At 63.7% G+C, this 19,908-nt stretch carries 16 protein-coding genes; 8 read left to right on the forward strand and 8 right to left on the reverse strand.

All coding sequences use genetic code 11. The features are described 5' to 3' along the window. From QM659_RS07015 to QM659_RS07045, 7 genes are all read left to right on the forward strand, one after another. Positions 1–561 (forward strand): SDR family oxidoreductase (locus QM659_RS07015; RefSeq protein ID WP_415187874.1); only part of this gene is annotated, 561 nt, incomplete at its 5' end. Then, positions 561–2,168, forward strand: a complete 1,608-nt coding sequence (locus tag QM659_RS07020; RefSeq protein ID WP_415187875.1) for an acyl-CoA carboxylase subunit beta — start codon at positions 561–563, stop codon at positions 2,166–2,168. The genes QM659_RS07015 and QM659_RS07020, both read left to right, overlap by 1 nt. Positions 2,169–2,293: 125 nt before the next feature. Then, positions 2,294–2,452: a hypothetical protein gene (locus tag QM659_RS07025; RefSeq protein WP_415187876.1), complete on the forward strand. Its 159-nt coding sequence runs from the start codon at positions 2,294–2,296 to the stop codon at positions 2,450–2,452. Positions 2,453–2,552: 100 nt separating this feature from the next. After that, positions 2,553–3,842, forward strand: coding sequence for a UDP-N-acetylglucosamine 1-carboxyvinyltransferase (gene murA / locus QM659_RS07030; RefSeq protein ID WP_415187877.1), 1,290 nt, complete (start codon positions 2,553–2,555; stop codon positions 3,840–3,842). Between the two features lie 30 nt (positions 3,843–3,872). Continuing rightward, a complete protein-coding gene (locus QM659_RS07035) occupies positions 3,873–4,379 on the forward strand; it encodes a DUF2948 family protein (protein ID WP_127075484.1) in 507 nt (168 codons plus the stop codon). Between the two features lie 155 nt (positions 4,380–4,534). Continuing rightward, the gene (gene hisD, locus QM659_RS07040; RefSeq protein WP_415187878.1) at positions 4,535–5,836 is read left to right on the forward strand and encodes a histidinol dehydrogenase; all 1,302 of its coding nucleotides are present in this window, start codon (positions 4,535–4,537) and stop codon (positions 5,834–5,836) included. Positions 5,837–5,845: 9 nt separating this feature from the next. Beyond that, positions 5,846–6,340, forward strand: a complete 495-nt coding sequence (locus QM659_RS07045) for a UPF0262 family protein (protein WP_415187879.1) — start codon at positions 5,846–5,848, stop codon at positions 6,338–6,340. Between the two features lie 393 nt (positions 6,341–6,733). On the opposite strand, the gene glnA is transcribed toward QM659_RS07045, so the two are convergent. Both glnA and QM659_RS07055 read right to left on the reverse strand, forming a co-directional pair. Beyond that, complete coding sequence (gene glnA, locus QM659_RS07050; RefSeq protein ID WP_127075478.1) at positions 6,734–8,143, reverse strand: type I glutamate--ammonia ligase; 1,410 nt, start codon at positions 8,141–8,143, stop codon at positions 6,734–6,736. A gap of 105 nt (positions 8,144–8,248) precedes the next feature. Next, on the reverse strand, positions 8,249–8,587 hold the full coding sequence (locus QM659_RS07055; RefSeq protein WP_013418230.1) for a P-II family nitrogen regulator: 339 nt from the start codon (positions 8,585–8,587) through the stop codon (positions 8,249–8,251). A gap of 365 nt (positions 8,588–8,952) precedes the next feature. Between QM659_RS07055 and QM659_RS07060 the strand changes: the two genes are divergently transcribed. Further along, positions 8,953–10,446 (forward strand): NAD(P)H-hydrate dehydratase, encoded by a 1,494-nt coding sequence (locus tag QM659_RS07060; RefSeq protein WP_127075476.1) that lies wholly within the window; start codon positions 8,953–8,955, stop codon positions 10,444–10,446. Positions 10,447–10,804: 358 nt separating this feature from the next. Here the strand turns inward: QM659_RS07060 and QM659_RS07065 are convergent, their stop codons facing one another. From QM659_RS07065 to sucD, 6 genes are all read right to left on the reverse strand, one after another. Further along, positions 10,805–11,722, reverse strand: a complete 918-nt coding sequence (locus QM659_RS07065) for an ROK family protein (RefSeq protein WP_415187880.1) — start codon at positions 11,720–11,722, stop codon at positions 10,805–10,807. A gap of 135 nt (positions 11,723–11,857) precedes the next feature. Further along, on the reverse strand, positions 11,858–12,406 hold the full coding sequence (locus QM659_RS07070; RefSeq protein ID WP_127075472.1) for a hypothetical protein: 549 nt from the start codon (positions 12,404–12,406) through the stop codon (positions 11,858–11,860). A 440-nt stretch (positions 12,407–12,846) separates the two neighbouring features. Then, complete coding sequence (gene lpdA, locus QM659_RS07075; RefSeq protein WP_415187881.1) at positions 12,847–14,256, reverse strand: dihydrolipoyl dehydrogenase; 1,410 nt, start codon at positions 14,254–14,256, stop codon at positions 12,847–12,849. A gap of 126 nt (positions 14,257–14,382) precedes the next feature. Beyond that, positions 14,383–15,669: a 2-oxoglutarate dehydrogenase complex dihydrolipoyllysine-residue succinyltransferase gene (gene odhB / locus QM659_RS07080; protein WP_415187882.1), complete on the reverse strand. Its 1,287-nt coding sequence runs from the start codon at positions 15,667–15,669 to the stop codon at positions 14,383–14,385. Positions 15,670–15,881: 212 nt separating this feature from the next. After that, the gene (locus QM659_RS07085) at positions 15,882–18,839 is read right to left on the reverse strand and encodes a 2-oxoglutarate dehydrogenase E1 component (RefSeq protein WP_127075466.1); all 2,958 of its coding nucleotides are present in this window, start codon (positions 18,837–18,839) and stop codon (positions 15,882–15,884) included. Between the two features lie 167 nt (positions 18,840–19,006). Further along, positions 19,007–19,882, reverse strand: a complete 876-nt coding sequence (gene sucD / locus QM659_RS07090) for a succinate--CoA ligase subunit alpha (protein ID WP_127075464.1) — start codon at positions 19,880–19,882, stop codon at positions 19,007–19,009. Positions 19,883–19,908: the final 26 nt, after the last annotated feature.

Genomic DNA, 19,908 nt, shown 5'->3' on the forward strand with positions numbered 1-19,908 from the left:
CCGCTGATGGCGATCCCGAAAAAAGGCTTCGAGGCCGTCGTCGCGACAAACCTCACCGGCGGCTTTCTCATGATGCGCGAGGTGTTCACGCAGACGATGCGCGAGCACGGCGGCGCGATCGTGAACATGGCCGCCGACATGTGGAACGGCATGCCAGGCATGGGCCATTCGGGCGCGGCGCGGGCGGGCATGGTGAACCTCACGAAGACGGCGGCGTTCGAGTGGGCTTTCGCGGGGGTGCGCGTGAATGCGGTTGCGCCGGGCTGGATCGCGTCGTCGGGCATGGACCGCTACGAAGGGCCTGTGAAGGCGCTCATTCCGAAGCTCAAGGATCACGTGCCGCTGCGCCGTCTCGGCACCGAGGCCGAGGTTTCCGCCGCGATCTGCTTCCTGCTGTCCGAGGGCGCGGCCTTCATCAACGGCGTAACGCTCCAGATCGACGGAGGCGCGCCGCTCGGCAACCCGCTGTTCGACATGGGAACAAGTCCGCCCTCCCCCGAATTCAACGGCTTTCACCGCGCCGGAAAGCCGAAGGTGCTCGATCCGAAGGACGAAAGCTGATGCCGCCGCTGCCCTCGAAAATCGCGCTCGACTCCGATGCCTTCAGAGCGAACGCGGCGGCGATGCTGGCGAAGGTCGAGGCATTTCGCGCCGCCGAACGCGCCGTCATCGCGCATTCCGCGAAGGCCGCCGACAAGTTCGCCGCGCGCGGTCAGCTTCTGCCGCGCGAGCGTGTGACGCGGCTTCTCGATCCGGGCACGCCGTTCCTCGAACTGTCGACGCTCGCGGGTCTCGGCATGCATGACGACGACGGCGAGGCGCGTGCGATGGGCGGCGGCAGCGTCATCGGCATCGGCGTCGTGTCGGGCAAGCGCGTGCTCGTCTCGGCGAGCGATTCCGCGATCAAGGGCGGCACCGTCTCGCCCATGGGCCTGCGCAAGGCGCTGCGCGCGCAGGAGATCGCGCTCGAAAACAAGCTGCCGCTGATCTATCTCGTCGAATCGGGCGGCGCGAACCTCCTCTATCAGGCCGAGATGTTCGTGGAAGGCGGGCGCAGCTTTGCCAATCAGGCGCGGCTTTCGGCGGCGGGCATTCCGCAGGTCGCGGTGGTGCACGGATCGTCCACGGCGGGCGGTGCCTATCTCCCCGGCCTTTCCGATTACGTGATCCTCGTGCGGGACCGCAGCAAGATCTTCCTCGCGGGGCCGCCGCTCGTGAAGGCCGCCATCGGCGAAGACACCACCGACGAAGCGCTCGGCGGGACCGATCTGCATGCAAGCGTGACCGGGCTCGGCGAATTCGTGGCGCGCGACGACGCCCATGCCATTCAGCTCGCCCGCGATCTTCTTGCAAAACTGAAATGGGACCGCGTGCCCGCCCGCGCCAACGCCGCCCCTCCGCTCTACGCCCCCGAAGAGATCCTCGGACTCGTGCCCGTGTCGGAGCGCGAGCCTTACGACGTGCGCGAGATCATCGCCCGCATCGTGGACGGTTCCGACTTCCTCGATTTCAAGCGCGACTACGGCGCGGAAATGGTCTGCGGCTTCGCGACAATCAGCGGTTTCGAGATCGGCATCCTCGGCAACAACGGCGCGATCCAGCCGGACGGCTCGACCAAGGCCGCGCAGTTCATGCAAGCGTGCGACCAGACCGGCACGCCGCTCGTCTTCCTGCAAAACACCACGGGCTACATGGTCGGCAGCGCGGCCGAGCGCGGCGGTGCGATCAAGCACGGCTCGAAGATGATCCAGGCGGTCGCCAACGCGCGCGTGCCTAAATTCACGATCCTCGTCGGCGGCTCATACGGCGCGGGGAATTACGGCATGTGCGGGCGCGGCTTCGATCCGCGCTTCATCTTTTCCTGGCCGAACGCGCGCGTTGCCGTGATGGGCGGACCACAAGCGGCGAAGGTGATGGAAATCATCACGCGCGCCAAGTTCGAGAAGGCGGGCGGTGTGAACGAGCCTGTGCTGCGCCAGATGGCGCAGGCTATCGAGGCCCAGCTCGACCGCGAATCGACCGCGCTTTATGCCACCGCGCGGCTATGGGACGACGGCATCATCGACCCCCGCGACACGCGCGCCGTGCTTTCGCTGTGCCTGTCGCTCGCCGCCGAAGCCGATGCGCGCACCCTTCGCCCGAACGCTTTCGGCGTCGCCCGGCTTTAAGGAAGAACTGCCGCGAAAAGACTCGGATATGTTAGCGTTTCGTCAGCACTGGCCGCTGTTGATCGATCGCGCTAGAACTTTCTTAGAATCGTGCCCCTACCATCATGACTGGGTTGCAAGAAGACATGGCGAAGGAGAAAAACCCGGCGGGTGCGGAGCCCGACGCAAAGATTTCGCGCGATGAGGAGAAGAAAAAGCGTCTCGCTGCCGCCCTGCGTCGCAATATCGCCCGGCGAAAAGACACGAAACAGACTACTTCGGGGGAAGGCCCCGACACGGATTAAGGGCTATACCGGCTTGCTAGGGGAGCAGCGCTCGTTTAGCGTGCCGCGCTTACGCCGCTTTTTCCGGGCAAACGGCATCATCATTCAACCGACAGGCATCATGGATAGAATTCGCATAGTCGGCGGACGGCACCTGAACGGCACCATCCCGATCAGCGGCGCGAAGAACGCGGCATTGCCGCTGATGATCGCGAGTCTGCTCACGCCCGAGACGGTCACGCTGAAGAACGTGCCGAACCTCGCTGACGTCAGCCTTCTCATCCGCATTCTTCGCAACCACGGCACCGACGCGGCTTTCGACGGCAAACGCGCGAACGGCCATGCCCATCAGGGCGACACGATCCATTTCACGGCGCGAGACATCGTCGACACGACCGCGCCTTACGACATGGTGCGCCGCATGCGCGCAAGCTTCTGGGTGTTAGGCCCACTGCTCGCGCGCGAGGGCAAGGCGCGCGTCTCGCTGCCGGGCGGATGCGCCATCGGCACGCGCCCCGTCGATCTGCATCTCACCGGCCTTCAGGCGCTTGGCGCCGATATCAAGCTCGATGGCGGCTATGTGGTGGCAAGCGCGCCCGGCGGCCTCAAGGGCGGCGTCGTGCGCTTCGCGAAAGTGTCCGTGGGCGCGACACACAATGTGCTGATGGCGGCGACGCTCGCGAAGGGCGAAGTCGTGATCGAGAATGCGGCCTGCGAGCCGGAGGTGGTCGACGTCGCGGCCTGCCTGTCCAAGATGGGCGCGAAGATCGAGGGCGCGGGCACGCCCACTATTCATATCCAGGGCGTCGACGAACTCGAAGGCGCGACGCACACCGTTCTTCCAGACCGCATCGAGACCGGCACTTACGCCATGGCGGTCGCGGCTGCTGGCGGCGACGTCACGCTCGAAGGGGCGCGCGTCGACCTTCTGCCTGGCGTGCTCGATCTGCTCCGCGGCGCGGGCGTCGAGATCACCGAAACGAACCGCGGCATTCGCGTATCACGCAACGGTGCCGCCCTTCGCCCCGTGAGCGTCGAGACGGAACCCTTTCCCGGCTTCCCGACCGATCTGCAGGCGCAGCTCATGGCACTGATGTGCCGGGCTGAAGGCATTTCGGATATCCGCGAGACGATTTTCGAAAACCGCTTCATGCATGTGTCGGAATTGACGCGCCTCGGCGCCGACATCGAGGTTAAGGGTGAGATGGCGCGGGTCAAGGGCGTGCCGCGACTGCACGGTGCTGAAGTCATGGCGACGGACCTTCGCGCGTCGGTATCGCTCGTGATCGCGGGCCTGATGGCCGAAGGCGAGACGATGGTAAACCGCGTCTATCACCTCGATCGCGGTTTTGAACGCCTCGAAGAGAAACTTGGGTCTTGCGGAGCGGAGATCGAACGCCTTCATTCATGAGTGAAATTTCACTCAGCGAGGCTCCGTGTCATGGGCTCTTTACCCAAAGCTCCCCTCAAGCTCATCGCCCTCGACGAAGACGATCTGAAAATCATCTCCGCCCATCTGCAGGACGCCGTGATCCGCATGGCGGACATGGCCTATGTGCCGGGAGAACACCGGTTCGCCGCGATCCTGAACCGCTTCGACTGGTTGTCCGCAGTCGAGAGCGATGGCGATCTCGCCGCACTCCACCGCTGCCGTTGCGCGCTCCGCTTCGAACGCGTCAAACGCGCGCAGGTGCTGAATATCCGCCCCGGCGCGCCTTCGGAATTCGCCGAGCTTCTTGCCGTCACCTACGAAGAATCCGAGCCGCCGGGCGGATTTATCACGCTTTACTTCGCGGGAGGCGGCGCGCTTCGTCTTCATGTCGAGTGCATCGAGGCTGAAATGCGCGACCTTGGCGCAGCGTGGAAAACGGCTATAAAGCCTGAGCATGCCTTGGGCGAGGCCGAGCCTGGGGCACCCAACGCCGAGTTGGTGCGGGATTCGAGCTAGGCGGGCGCATCCGGCGCGATCTCTGGGCAATTCCCCATCGGATCGTCGCGAGCCTTCCAGGCATGGAGCTTCGCCACACGGCGAACAAACGACATCGATAACAACATCGTGAGCGCCCGCAGAACTGGGGGCTCGAAAGAGACGGGACGACTTTCTTGACACTCTTCTTGCGTTCGACGGAACCTGATTTTCAGCAGCGGTTCGATGCCCTTGTGCAGGGACGGCGCGACCAGCCGCATGATGTGCAGGATGCGGTTCGCTCCATCGTCGCTGCGGTGCGCGACCAAGGCGACGCGGCGCTCGTCGCGTTTACCGAGCGCTTCGACCATGTGAACATCGCCCACACCGGCCTTGCCATCGCACCGGAAGAGCTTGAGGCGGCCTGGGACGGCCTCGCGTCCGATCTCAAGGCCGCACTCCAGACCGCATACGAACGCATCGAGAAGCATCACCGCCGCCAGATCCCCGCCGACGACCGCTATGCCGACGCCATCGGCGCGGAGTTGGGGCACCGCTGGACGCCGCTCGACTCGGTCGGCCTCTACGTGCCGGGCGGCAAGGCAAGCTATCCGAGTTCGGTCCTGATGAATGCCGTGCCGGCCAAGGTGGCGGGCGTGCCGCGCCTCGTGATGGTGGTGCCGACGCCAAGGGGTGAAGTGAACCCCGCCGTGCTCGCCGCCGCCCATCTCGCAGGCATTCGCGAAGTGTACCGCATCGGCGGCGCGCAGGCGGTGGCAGCGCTCGCCTACGGCACGGAAACAATCAAGCCGGTGGTCAAGATCGTCGGCCCCGGCAACGCGTATGTGGCCGAGGCCAAACGGCAGGTCTTCGGCATCGTCGGCATCGACATGATCGCCGGGCCGTCGGAAGTCGTCGCGGTTGCGGATGCCAAGGCCGATCCCGCCTGGCTCGCGGCCGATCTGCTCGCGCAGGCGGAGCATGACGAAGCGGCGCAATCGATCCTCATCACGGACTCTCCCGCCCTCGCCGAGGCGACCGCGAAGGCCGTAGACACGCAGCTTGGCGTCATGCCGCGCGGCGCGATCGCGGCCAGAAGCTGGGCCGACCATGGTGCCGTGCTGCTGGTGTCCGACCTGTTGAACGAAGCGCCGCCGCTTGTGAATGCGCTCGCGCCCGAGCATCTGGAGCTTGCCTGCGACGAGGCGGAAGCCATGCTGCCCGCGATCCGCAACGCCGGCGCGATCTTTATCGGCCATTTCACGCCCGAGGCGGTGGGCGATTATGTTGGCGGGTCGAACCATGTGCTGCCGACATCGCGCGCTGCGAGATTTTCATCGGGACTGGGCGTACTCGACTACATGAAGCGCACGTCGCTCCTGAAGCTGAGCCGGGAAAGCCTTGGCGTGCTGGCGGCCCCCACGATGACTTTGGCCGAGGCCGAGGGGCTGTTCGGCCATCGTCAGTCTGTTGCCGTCAGAACAAACGGATCGGATTGAGGCACGGCCATGCCGGAGCGAACTGAGGCAGACCCTTCGGCGCGTCTCATCGAAGTCAACATCGATGAGGCTTCGATGGGCGCGAATGCGCTCGAAATCGAGCACGAGCGCCGCGTCGCGATCTTCGACCTCTTGGAAGAGAACACCTTCGAACTCCTTGCCGGACCGCGAGGGCCGTACAAGCTCGACATCGCGATGATAGAGCAGAAGCTCGTCCTCGCGGTGCGGACGAACGGCGCCGCCGAAGCCGACGCCACCTTCATCCTGTCGCTGAACCCGTTCCGCAGACTGGTGAAGGACTATTTCCTGATTTGCGAGAGCTATTTCGAGGCCATCAAGACCGCGCCGCCCAGCCGCATAGAGGCGCTCGACATGGCGCGCCGCGCGCTGCACGACGACGGCAGCAAGCTCTTGCAGGAGCGGCTCGAAGGCAAGGTGCGAATGGACTCGCCAACGTCGCGGCGGCTGTTCACGCTGCTCTGCGCGCTGCACTGGCGCGGCTGACAGGCGCCAGCGAACGCGCGAAGCGTTACGCTCTTGCGCACGCCTCTGTTCCCTCTGCGTCACCGATCCCCAAGCCTGCACCGCCTGAAGCGCCATGTGGCGCGACCATGTCCCCCGCGAAGAAGCTCAACCGGGCCGACGGGCGCCGGGCTCGCTGCCACCGACCGAAGTCGAGGCGTCTTTTGTCGGCGCCCCGACGAGCTTGCCGCGACGACACGCGCCCTCCGCGCGGTCGGACATGCCGAGCACGGGGAACCGTCCGCGCGTCTTGCAGCTCCGCTGCCAATCGAAGAGGCGCGGCGCAATCGAGCCCAACGAAAAAGGCCGGGATCGCTCCCGGCCTTCGTGTTCTGCGGCTACGATGCGCGGCGCACGGCGCCGCGCAGGTCGCGCTTAAACCGAGTAGTACAGGTCGAACTCGACCGGATGCGGCGTCAGGCGAAGGCGGTCGATTTCCTCTTCCTTCAGCGCGATGTAGGAGTCGATCTGGTCGTCCGTGAAGACGCCGCCCTGCTTGAGGAAGGTGCGGTCGGCGTTGAGCGAGTCGATGGCTTCGCGAAGCGAGCCCGAAACGGTCGGGATTTCGCGCAGTTCCGCTTCCGGCAGGTCGTAAAGGTTCTTGTCAATGGCCGAGCCGGGGTGGATGCGGTTGATGATGCCGTCGAGACCTGCGAGCAGCAGCGCAGCAAAGGCGAGATAGGGGTTCGCCGACGGATCGGGGAAGCGGATTTCGACGCGCTTGCCCTTGGGGCTCGACACGATCGGAATACGGGCCGAAGCCGAACGGTTGCGCGACGAGTAAGCGCGGAGCACCGGAGCCTCATAGCCCGGAACCAGACGCTTGTAGGAGTTCGTCGTCGGGTTGGTGAACGCGTTCAACGCCTTGGCGTGCTTCAGAACGCCGCCGATGTAGAACAGCGCGGTCTCGGAGAGGTCAGCGTATTCGTTGCCAGCGAACACGGGTTCACCGTTCTTCCAGATCGACTGGTGAACGTGCATGCCCGAGCCGTTATCGCCGAACACCGGCTTCGGCATGAAGGTGGCCGTCTTGCCGTAGGACTGGGCGACGTTGTGGATCGCGTACTTGTAGATCTGCATCGCGTCGGCGGTGCGCGTCAGCGTGCCGAACTTGATGCCGAGTTCGTGCTGAGCGGCAGCCACTTCGTGGTGATGCTTCTCGGTCGCGACACCCATCGCGGCGATGGTCGAAAGCATCTCGGAGCGGATGTCCTGAGCGCTGTCGATCGGGGGAACCGGGAAGTAGCCGCCCTTCGTGCGCGGACGGTGCCCGAGGTTGCCGATCTCGTATTCCGTGCCGGTATTGGTCGGCAGTTCGCTCGAGTCGAGGCGGAAGCCGGTGTTGTAGGGATCGGCGGAAAAGCGAACGTCGTCGAAAATGAAGAATTCGGCTTCCGGGCCGAAATAGGCGGTGTCGCCGATGCCCGTCTGCTTCAGATAGGCTTCGGCCTTGCGAGCGATGCCGCGCGGGTCGCGCTCATAGCGCTCGCCGGTGGACGGTTCGAGAACGTCGCAGAAGATCGCGAGCGTGGACTGCGCGAAGAACGGATCGAGGTGGGCAGTCTCGGGATCGAGAGCGAGCGTCATGTCGCTTTCGTTGATGGCCTTCCAGCCGGCGATCGAGGAGCCGTCGAACATGACGCCATCGGCGAACGCGTCTTCGTTGATCTCGCTCGCTTCCATGGTGACGTGCTGAAGCTTGCCACGCGGGTCGGTGAAGCGCAGGTCGACGAAGCGGATGTCTTCGTCCTTCAGTTTCTTGATGATTTCGTTGGCGTTAGACATGTAACTCCCTCGTCCTGTTAGCCGTGAGATGGTTATCAGCGCTTCTGCGCCGGATGGAAGGGTGTGGTCTCGGATATTATTGGTTTGATGAGGCAGGTCAGCAGGCTAAATCGCCTCAGTACCTGTTTCACCCGTGCGGATGCGGATCGCATCTTCAACATTGAGAATAAAGATCTTTCCGTCGCCGATGCGCCCGGTTCTCGCGCTGTTCTTGATCGCTTCGCAGGCTTTTTCGACCATGTCTTCGGGAAGCACAATCTCAATCTTCACTTTGGGCAGGAAATCGACAACATATTCAGCGCCGCGATAAAGCTCGGTATGGCCCTTCTGGCGCCCAAAGCCCTTGGCTTCCGTGACCGTGATGCCCTGCAGGCCGATTTCCTGAAGCGCCTCTTTCACTTCATCAAGTTTGAAAGGCTTTATGACCGCCTCAATTTTTTTCATGACGGATCGATTCCTCCGAACGGGGCGAAATTCATTGTCTCGCGTCGCAAGCATGGCCCGTGCCAAACAGCTTCACTCTTTGACAACAAAGGTTAAGACCTGCGAAACAAGGCCATTCTGCCAAAAAAGCGGGCGCATTGCTCGAAAATTGCGCAGAAGGCATTCCGATTGCGCGCGGCAATGGGGCGCGGGGGCATCTGTGCTCAGGAAGGCCGTCAGATCTCGCGTTGAAGTGGAACCAGGCGGTTTACCAGCAGCGCCCGTCGCGCATCGCTTTTCTTTCGCCCTGCCCAAATTTTCGCTACATTCGCCCGACAAGTCCCTCTAATGGTAACCGTGTAAAACCTCGCAATCGCAGGCTCGCCTTGCTTGAACTTCTGACCTCCGAAGAAATGGCCCGTGCCGAGCAACTTGCTGCCGAGGCCGGGACGTCCACGCTCACCATGATGGAGAACGCGGGCCGTGCGGTCGCGGAGGAGGTGGTGCGCCGCTACCCGCGTGGCAGCCGCGTTACCGTGCTGTGCGGTCCCGGCAACAATGGCGGCGACGGGTTCGTCTGCGCACGCTATCTGCGCGAGCGCGGCTATCAGGTCCGGCTTGCCCTCCTCGGCAAGCAGGAGGAACTGCACCGCGATCCGAAGGAGATGGCCAGACGCTGGGATGAGGCCATCGAACCCTTGTCGCTTCAGTCCCTCGAAGGCGCGCAGATCATCGTCGATGCGATCTTCGGCACCGGGCTTCGCGACGACATCGGCGGCGCCGTTGCGCAGATCATAGAGGAAGTGACGGCGCGCAAGCTGCCGGTGGTTTCCGTGGACGTGCCGACCGGCATCGACGCGACACGCGGCAGCGTGCGGGGCATCGCGTTCAAAGCCGCGGCGACAGTTACATTCTTCCGGCGCAAGACCGGACACGTGCTGCTGCCCGGGCGCCTTTATTGCGGGGATGTGCGAGCCGTCGATATCGGCATCCCGTCATCGGTGCTGGGTGACATCGCGCCGCGAACTTTCGTGAACGACCCCGATTTCTGGCTTCGCTATTATCCGAGGCTCCGCCTCGACGGGCACAAGTACGATCGTGGACACGCTGTCGTGGTTTCAGGCCCGATGGAGAGCACGGGCGCTGCGCGGCTGGCGGCGCGCGCCGCGCTGCGATCAGGCGCGGGGCTCGTCACCGTGGCCACGTCGAAAGCCGCCTTCTACATCAATGCCGCCCAACTCACCGCGATCATGGTGGCTCCGTTCGACGGTGCGGCGGGGCTTCTCGACTATCTGTCCGACCCTCGCATCCGCTCGACGCTGATCGGCCCCGGCGCCGGACGCGACCCCGAGGTGCGAGATCTCGTTCTCAGCGTGCTGGCGAGCGACGCCGTTGCCGTCCTCGACGCGGAGGGCATCACGGCATTCGAGGACTCGCCGGTCGAACTCTTCAACACCATCAAGGCACGCCCGGTGCCAACGATCATGACGCCGCACGAGGGCGAGTTCCGCAGGGTTTTCCCGGAGCTGGAAGGCGAGGTGTCGAAGCTCGAACGGGCGCGGCGCGCTGCCGAGCTTTCGGGCGCCGTCATCATCCTGAAAGGCGCCGACACCGTGGTTGCCGCGCCGGACGGGCTGGCCGCGATCAGCGAGAACGCACCGCCATGGCTCGCGACGGCGGGCTCCGGCGATGTTCTCGCGGGCCTTGTTACCGGCCTTCTCGCGCAAGGAATGGCAGCTTTCGACGCGGCTTCTGCGGCGGTCTGGATCCATGGCGAGCTTGCGACGACTTACGGTCCGGGGCTCATCGCCGAGGATTTGACCGAAGTCACTCCGGCCGTGCTGCAACGCCTCGACAAGCGCGGGAAGATCTTTTCCTGACGACTGAAGTTTGAACGGCGCGCCGGACCGACTGCGCCCCTCCTTGCGCGACGGCCCAAGCCCGCCTGGGCGATCGCCCTGCCTCCCATCGGCGGGGAGCCGCAACCGGCTGTCGCAACGCCGCAACGAAGCAATCCAAAACACACCTGCACACTGTGCGCCTGCGACAAATCACCTTTTCCGTATGTAACCGTAATGCAACAATAGCGAGCAAACATAGCCGCCTATACCAATTTTCATCCGAACAGGTGATGCCTTCCATTGGCCCGCGCGTTATCAATCGGGCATACTTGGTTTGTAAGCACCAACCTGTAATAACGTTCCGTTTTGAAGAAATACTGCTCGGGTAACATCGTGTCTATACGGCGTTACCCGAGTATATTAAGCAAGCTGCGCCCCTTACACCGCTGGAATCTCCCCAGCGATTCTTCAGCAATGGTGTGGCGAAACTGTCGGAAAACACCCAATCGGGCAAATCGCGCGCGGCGCGGCAAATAACTGCGTCGATGTTGGATATCCCTCCACCAAACACAACGACGTCGGGATCGAGGGTGTTCACAACCGAAGCGAGCGCCTTAGCCAGTCTCCGCGAATAGGCTGCGAGCGCTGCGATGGCCGCCGCATCGCCTGCCTCCGCTCGCTCCGAAATCGTCCTGGCATCGACGTTTTCACCCGAAAGCGCCGCATATTGGCGCTGGAGCGCGGGGCCGCTCAGGAACGTCTCGATACAGCCGCGCTTGCCGCAATAGCAGGACTCGCCGGGCCATTCATCGGCATCCGGCCAGGGAAGCGCGTTGTGCCCCCACTCGCCGCCAAGCGCATTCAATCCCCGATGCGAACGACCGCCGATCACGATTCCCCCGCCGACACCCGTGCCTATGATCACGCCGAAAACGGTGCCATAGCCCGCGCCCGCGCCATCCGCCGCCTCGGAGAGGGCGAAGCAGTTCGCGTCGTTTTCGACGACACAGGGCCACGGCAGACGTGCCTGAAGATCGCGATGCAGAGGCTTCCCGTTGAGCCAGGTCGAATTGGCGTTGCGGACGATGCCGGTCATGGGCGAAAGGCTGCCGGGAATACCGACGCCCACGCCCGCAATGTCGTCAGCCGCCAGGCCGTCGACGCAGCGCGCGACGAGCGCTGCAATCGCATCGAGCGTACCCCCGTAATCGCCGCGCGGCGTCGCAATGCGCAACCGCGCGCGCTCCTCGCCCGCGGGTGACAGGGCGAGCGCCTCGATCTTCGTGCCCCCCAGATCCACCCCGACGCGCCACATGGCAGACTCCCTCGCTGTGCAGCTACGCGGCAGCGGCAAACTGGCTGACGCGGCGTGTCCGCCGCGCATACCGACAGCTTTCGCCGGATGGTTACGGCTCGACGCCAGCAGGCGCAATGCCTGACCCGTGCGAGTTTATCTCTGAACGCTGGCCGCCGCGATGAACTTCTTCGTATCCGCAATCGTTTCAAGCACCTGCTGCGAGCCATTGCGCATGCCGATCACGGTGTTGCTTGCGGGATTGTGGAGGCCCGGAATGGCGCGGCTCACGTCGGTCACCTTGTTCGATACGAGGTAGATCGTATCGCCGTTGGGAGCGGTAAACTTCGTAAGCGGCAACTTCTTGCTCACTTCGGCGACAAGTCCATCGAACGGGGTTGCGATGAAGATGCGGTTGTTGCCGAAATCCACGATGGACGAGCCGTTCGGTTCGTCGGAGGCAAACGAGCGCCTGAGTCGCCAGATGTCGGAGTAAGGCACCGTTTGCGGGCCACCCTCGCGCAGATTGACGGTGATGCTGTCGACCTCGATCTTGACGATCTTGCCGGGATAGTTGCGGCCCAGGATATTGGTCGGGGCCCGCGTCGGCTGGCCGAAGCCTTGCGCGATGACAGCTTGTGACAGGGGCATCGTCCCGGCGACAGCCAACAGGGAAGCGAGCCAGAACGCAAAGCGAAATCTCATCCGTCTTCCTCGATCCGTCCCGCGTCGGCGCGGTTGGCATCCTCTTGCTTGTGGACTCGGCGGCGATCCCCCGGCCGCCGCCGCTTTACGCTTCCGATGACGCGATCCCGGCTTCACGCCATCGGCGCCGACGAGCGTACGCGCGCGGCCAGCCGGGCATAAAAGCGAAAGGCGATCAAAAGGTGACCTCGCGAAAAACCGGGAGTGTCAGCGCCAAAATTCTTGTGAGCGGCCATCGATGCGCCACACCTGAAACCTGCCACGCGGATCTTGCAGCATGCTGGCTGGCGGAAGCCCGAGCAGCGGCGTGTCCGGATTACGACGCGAATCGACGCACGACGCATGGGGCTTCTCGACCCGCCCGACGACAAGACGAGATCCGGGTTCCGAGAAAACTCGCCTCCGTTCCCGCGTCCCCGCGAGCGCCGGAGGCATGCTTCTCAGATGTGCAGCGCCCGCTTGCTGACGGCGAGCGCGGCTTCCTTCACCGCTTCCGGCAAAGTCGGATGCGCGTGGCAGGTGCGGGCCAGATCCTCCGCCGAGCCGCCGAACTCCATGAGCACCGCCGCTTCCGCGATCATGTTGCCTGCGTCGGGTCCGAGGATATGCACACCGAGCACGCGGTCCGTCTTCGCGTCCGCCAAAATCTTGACGAAACCTTCGGTCTGCCGGTTGACCTTGGCGCGACCGTTCGCCGTGAACGGGAACTTGCCGACCGTGTATTCGACGCCCGCCGCCTTCAGGCTCTCTTCCGTCTTCCCGACGCTCGCAACCTCGGGATAGGTATAGATCACACCGGGGATGACGCCGTAATTCACATGACCGGCCTTGCCCGCGAGGTTTTCGGCGACGGCAACGCCCTCGTCCTCCGCCTTGTGCGCAAGCATGGGCCCGCGGATCACGTCGCCGATGGCATAGATGCCCGGAACATTTGTCTGGAAATGATCGTCGACGACGATGCGGCGCTTGTTGTCGATGGCCACGCCCGCTTCTTCGAGACCGAGCCCCTCGGTGTAGGGCACGCGGCCGACGGCGACGAGCACGTGGCTCGCCTCGAACTCCTCAGCCGCGCCATCGCCCGAAGCCGGCGCGACCGCAACCTTGAGCGGGCCTTTGCCGTTTGCCTTGACGCCCGTCACCTTCTGGCTGACGCGGAAGGCCACGCCCTGCTTTTCGAGGATGCGCTGGAAGCTCTTGACCACCTCATTGTCCATGCCGGGCAGGATGCGGTCGAGGAATTCGACGACTGTCACCTTCGCGCCGAGCCTGCGCCAGACAGACCCCAGTTCGAGGCCGATCACGCCCCCGCCGATGACGACGAGATGCTCGGGAACCGTATCGAGGTCGAGAGCGCCGGTGGAGGAGACGACGCGCTTCTCGTCGATCTCGATGCCGGGCAAGCGCACGATATCGGAGCCGGTGGCGATGACGATGGCCTTCGTCGCGAGCGTTTCGACCGAACCGTCGGCCGACGTAACCGCAACCTTGCCCGCGCCCGCAAGGCGGCCCGTACCGCGATATGAGGCGATCTTGTTCTTCTTCAGGAGATATTCGACGCCCTTGACGTTACCCTCGATGCCCTCGGCCTTGTATTTCATCATCGCCGCGAGATCGAGTTCAGGCTTTACCTTGATGCCCATGGCCGCAAAGCCGTGGCCCGCCTCCTCGTAAAGCTCGGACGCGTGCAGCAGCGCCTTCGAGGGGATACAGCCGACATTGAGGCAAGTGCCGCCGAAGGTCGGGTTCTTTTCCACGATCGCGGTCTTGAGCCCGAGCTGTGCCGCGCGGATGGCGCAGACATAGCCGCCGGGGCCGCTTCCGATAACGATAAGGTCATACGCATCAGCCATGCGTGTCTCCATAGGTCGCCGGGCATGTGCCGCCCGCAATGTATGTCGCCGATTACCCGCGCCTCAAGCGCGAGGCGTTGCGAAACGCCATCGGCACGAAGAAGCGCCCGCGCCGATGGCGGCGCTCTAAAGGTCGAGAATGAGACGCTGCGGATCTTCCAGCGCGTCCTTCACATGCACGAGGAAGGTCACGGCCTCCTTGCCGTCGACGAGCCGGTGATCGTAGGACAGCGCGAGGTACATCATCGGGCGGATCTCGATCTTGCCGTTCACGACGACGGGCCGTTCCTGGATCTTGTGCATGCCGAGAATGCCCGATTGCGGCGCGTTCAGGATCGGCGTCGACATGAGCGAGCCGTAGACGCCGCCGTTCGAGATGGTGAAGGTGCCACCCTGCATTTCTTCAAGGCTGAGCTTGCCGTCGCGCGCCTTCAGGCCAAAGCCCGCGATCTCCTTCTCGATGTCGGCGATGGACTTCTGGTCCGCGTCGCGCACGACCGGCACCACCAAGCCGCGATCCGTGCCGACCGCGATGCCGATGTGATAGAAATTCTTGTAAATGATGTCGTCGCCGTCGATCTCCGCGTTCACGCTCGGGACGTCGTGCAGAGCATGCAGCACCGCCTTCACGAAGAACCCCATGAAGCCGAGCTTCGTACCGTGCTTCTTCTCGAAGATCGTCTTGTAGCGGTTGCGCAGGTCCATGATCGTCGACATGTCCACCTCGTTGAAGGTGGTGAGCATGGCGGCGGTGTTCTGGGCCTCCTTCAGACGGCGAGCGATGGTCTGGCGAAGCTTCGTCATGCGCACGCGTTCCTCGCGCGCTTCGAGGGTGCGCGGCGCGGCGGGACGCGGAGCGGGAGCCGGCGCGGCGATCTTTTCGAAGAAAGCGGCTGGCGCGGCCGACGGCGGGGTGGAGGCAGCACCGCCTTCGATCACGGAGAGCATGTCGCCCTTGGTCACGCGACCGTCCTTGCCCGTTCCCGAAACCGCTGCGGGATTGATGCCTGTTTCCTCCGCGATACGGCGGACGGACGGCGCAAGCACGTCGACGTTCGGCGAGCGGGGCGAAGCGGCCTGAGCGGGGCTGGGAGTGGCAGCTTGAGCGGCGGAAGCGACAGGGGCCTGGGCAGGTTTTTCGGCGGCCTTGGAAACTCCGTTCGCGGCAGCACCGGCACCTTCCGCAATCGTGCCGAGGAGAGCGCCGACGCCGACGGTTTCACCCTCCTTTACCAGAATTTCGGCGATGACACCGGCTGCGGGCGCGTTCACTTCGAGCGTGACCTTGTCGGTCTCAAGCTCGGCCAGAGCTTCATCGGCCTTCACGGCGTCGCCCGGCTTCTTGAACCATCGGCCGATGGTCGCTTCTGTGACTGACTCGCCAAGAGTGGGAACGACGATTTCCGTGGTCATGCACTAATCCTTCAACAGCCTCGCGCCGAGGCCCTATTGCCGCTCCGAGCCCCGAAGCGCCCGGAAGCCCCCTGAAAACAGACCGTGGCCACCCCTCGATTGAAAGGCGGTCGCGCCCTCATGTCCTGTTTTGTCCCTGCCGAGCGATGCCGCTCGCAAGGCTCCAGAGGCGCCCGGCTCGAAGCCGCAACCGGCGCCTCTCGCGTGCCAACTCAGCCCTGCACCGTCAGGGCCTCGTCGAGGAACGCGTGCAACTCGGCCGTATGCTTGCTCATCAAACCTGCCGCTGTCGATGCGCAGGCAGGCCGCCCGATATAGCGGGGGCGCCGCGTATCCGCGCCGATGTGATCGAGCACCCACTCGATGTTGCTTTCCACGAATGTCCATGCGCCCTGGTTCTTGGGCTCTTCCTGACACCAGACGATTTCGGCGTTCGGGAAGCGCGACAGTTCCTGAATGAGCGCACGTGCCGGGAACGGGTAGAGCTGCTCCAGACGCATCAGGTAGATATCGTTGGTGCCACGGCTCTCGCGTTCCTCGAACAGGTCGTAGTAGACCTTCCCGGTGCAAAGCACGACGCGCTTGATATCCTCGTCCCGGACGAGTTTCACCGTCTCGCTCTTGCCGACCTGCGCGCTGTCCCAGAGCACGCGGTGGAACGTCGTTCCGGGACCGAACTTTTCGAGCGAGGAAACCACGCGCTTGTGCCTGAGCAGCGACTTCGGCGTCATCAGGATCAGCGGCTTCCTGAAGCTGCGATGAAGCTGGCGGCGCAGGATGTGGAAGTAGTTCGCGGGCGTGGTGCAATTGGCAACCTGCCAATTGTCCTCCGCCGAAAGCTGAAGGTAGCGTTCGAGACGGGCGGAGGAGTGCTCCGGCCCCTGGCCTTCATAGCCGTGCGGCAGCAGGAGAACGAGACCCGACATGCGAAGCCATTTGCGCTCGCCGCTCGCGAGGAATTGGTCGATGACCACCTGCGCGCCGTTCGCGAAATCGCCGAACTGCGCTTCCCAGAGCACGAGCGCGTTGGGCTCCGCGAGGCTGTAGCCATATTCGAAGCCGAGCACCGCCTCTTCGGAGAGCATCGAATTCACGATCTCGATGCGCGACTGCTTGTCGGAGAGGTGATTCAGCGGCGTGAACTGTTCCTCGTTCTCCTGATCGGTGAGCACGGCATGTCGCTGGGAGAAGGTGCCGCGTTCCACGTCCTGACCAGAGAGGCGCACGGGGTAACCCTCATCGAGGAGCGTACCGAAGGCGAGCGCCTCCGCCATCGACCAGTCGATGCCCTTGCCGTCCTCGATCATCTTGCGGCGGTTGGCGAGGAAGCGTTCGATCGTCTTGTGCGCCGTGAAGCCCTTCGGCACCTCGGTGAGCTTCTCGCCGATGCGGCGCAGCGTGTCGAGATCGACGCCGGTATTGCCGCGACGCGGGCCCTCCTCGGGAAGCGTGATCGACGACCAGCGGCCATCGAGCCAGTCGGCCTTGTTCGGGCGGTAGCTTTCAGACGCGATGAATTCCTGTTCGAGCTTGTCCCAGAAGGTGGACTTGAGCTTCTCGGCCTCTTCCTCCTTGACGAGGTTTTCATCGGCGAGCCGCTTCGAGTAGATCGCCACCACGCTCGGCTGCTGGCGGATCTTCTTGTACATAAGCGGCTGCGTGAAGGACGGCTCGTCGCCCTCGTTATGGCCGTGCCGCCGGTAGCAGATCATGTCGATCACGACCGGCTTGTGGAAGCGCTGGCGGAACTCGGTTGCGACGCGCGCGCAATAGACCACGGCCTCGGGGTCGTCGCCGTTCACGTGGAAGATCGGCGCCTCGATCATGCGCGCGATGTCCGACGGATAGGGGGAAGAGCGCGAGAAGCGCGGTGCCGTGGTGAAGCCGATCTGATTGTTGACGATGAAATGGATCGAGCCGCCGGTGCGGTGTCCTTTAAGCCCCGACAGGCCGAAGCACTCCGCGACGACCCCCTGCCCCGCGAAAGCGGCGTCGCCATGCAGCAGCAGCGGCAAGACCTCGGTGCGGGACTTGTCGCCGAGCTGATCCTGCTTCGCGCGCACCTTGCCGAGCACGACCGGGTCCACGATTTCGAGATGCGACGGATTCGCGGTGAGCGACAGATGCACCGAATTGCCATCGAATTCGCGGTCGCTCGACACGCCAAGGTGATACTTCACGTCGCCCGAGCCTTCGACGTCCTCCGGATTTGCGGAGCCGCCCTTGAACTCGTGGAACAGCGCGCGGAAAGGCTTGCCCATCACATTGGTCAGCACGTTGAGGCGCCCGCGATGCGGCATGCCGATCACGATTTCCTTCACGCCGAGCTGGCCGCCGCGCTTGATGATCTGTTCGAGCGCGGGGATCGCCGCTTCGCCGCCTTCGAGGCCGAAACGCTTCGTGCCGGTATATTTCTTGTCGAGGAAGCGCTCGAAACCCTCGGCGTGAACGAGCTTCGTCAGGATCGCGCGCTTGCCGAGCGCTGTAAACTCGACTTCCTTGTCGGGGCCTTCGATGCGCTCCTGAATCCAGAGCTTCTGCTCCGGCGACGAGATGTGCATGAACTCGAAACCGATCGTCCCGCTATAGGTCCGCTTCAGGATCTCGATGATCTGGCGCAGGCTCGCGGTTTCGAGGCCGAGCACGTTGTCGATATAAATCTGGTGATCGAGGTCGGCTTCGGTGAAGCCGTAGGTCTTCGGATCGAGTTCGGGGTGCGAGCCGGGAGGCGAGATGTGCAGAGGGTCGAGATTGCCGATGAGATGGCCGTTGACGCGATAGGCCCTGATGAGCATGAGCGCGCGCACGCTTTCGCGCGTGGCCCGGAACGCTTCCTCGCGGGTGATCTCGACGCCGTGCTGCTGCGCCTTCGCCTGGATGCGGCGATTGATCGGAAGCCCTTCTTCCGGTCCCCAGTCGGCGGCGAGAGCGTTCAGCAGGTCGCCGTCTTCGTCGCTGTGCCCGTTCTTCGGCTTCCACGAGGGCCCGAGAGCTTCGGCGTCCACCGTGTCGCGGCGTTCTTTCAGATCGGTGAAAAAGGCGCGCCAGTCTGCGGTGACCGCGCCGGGGTTCTCCTGAAAGCGCTCGTAGAGGTCTTCGATATAGGCCGCGTTAGCACCGTGCAGAAACGATGTCCTCGCGAACGCTTCGTTGAGGTTTTCCCGTCTCACTTCGATCACCATTACCCAAAAGGCATTTAGAGCGGACATAGAGCAAATTTCGCGCGCACTTGCGCAAAATTTGCTCTCACATTCTGGTTACCGAATAGGCGGCGTACCCCAAAACGAGGAGCCATGGCGCCATCGGTGAATGGCTGTCCGCCCCGCCTTTCGGCGGATCAGCCTTTGAGAACCTCGACGAGCGTGCTCCCGAGTGCGGCGGGCGAAGGAGACACGACGATGCCGGCGGACCTCATCGCTTCGATCTTGTCGCCAGCTGAGCCTTTGCCGCCAGCAATAATCGCGCCAGCGTGGCCCATACGACGGCCAGGAGGTGCGGTGACGCCCGCGATGAAGCCTACAATCGGCTTCTTGCGCGAGGATGTCTTGTAGAATTCCGCCGCTTCCTCCTCCGCCGAGCCGCCGATTTCACCGATCATGATGATCGATTGCGTCTCGTCGTCGGCGAGCAGCATTTCGAGCACATCGATATGTTCGGTCCCCTTCACAGGATCGCCGCCGATGCCGATGCAGGTCGTCTGCCCGAGGCCGGCGAGCGTCGTCTGATGGACAGCCTCATAGGTAAGCGTGCCCGAGCGCGAGACAATGCCGACGCTGCCGCGCTTGTGGATATGACCGGGCATGATGCCGATCTTGCACTCGCCGGGCGTGATGACGCCGGGGCAGTTCGGGCCGATGAGGCGCGACTTCGAACCGTCGAGCGCGCGCTTCACCTTGATCATGTCCTCGACCGGGATGCCCTCGGTGATGGTCACGATGAGCGGGATCTCCGCATCGATCGCTTCGAGGATGGCGTCGGCCGCGAACGGAGGCGGCACGTAGATCGCGGTCGCGTTCGCGCCGGTCTTCTGGACGGCGTCGAGCACGGTGTCGAACACGGGCAGGCCCAGATGCGTGGAGCCGCCTTTGCCGGGCGTTACACCACCCACCATCTGCGTGCCGTATGCGATTGCCTGTTCGGAGTGGAAGGTGCCCTGCGCGCCGGTGAAGCCCTGGCAGATCACCTTTGTGTTTTTGTCGACGAGGATGGCCATAATCTATTCCTTGAAATGGGGCGTCT

It is taken from the genome of Rhodomicrobium sp., from assembly GCF_047605405.1.
In the GTDB taxonomy this organism is placed as follows: domain Bacteria; phylum Pseudomonadota; class Alphaproteobacteria; order Rhizobiales; family Rhodomicrobiaceae; genus Rhodomicrobium; species Rhodomicrobium lacus.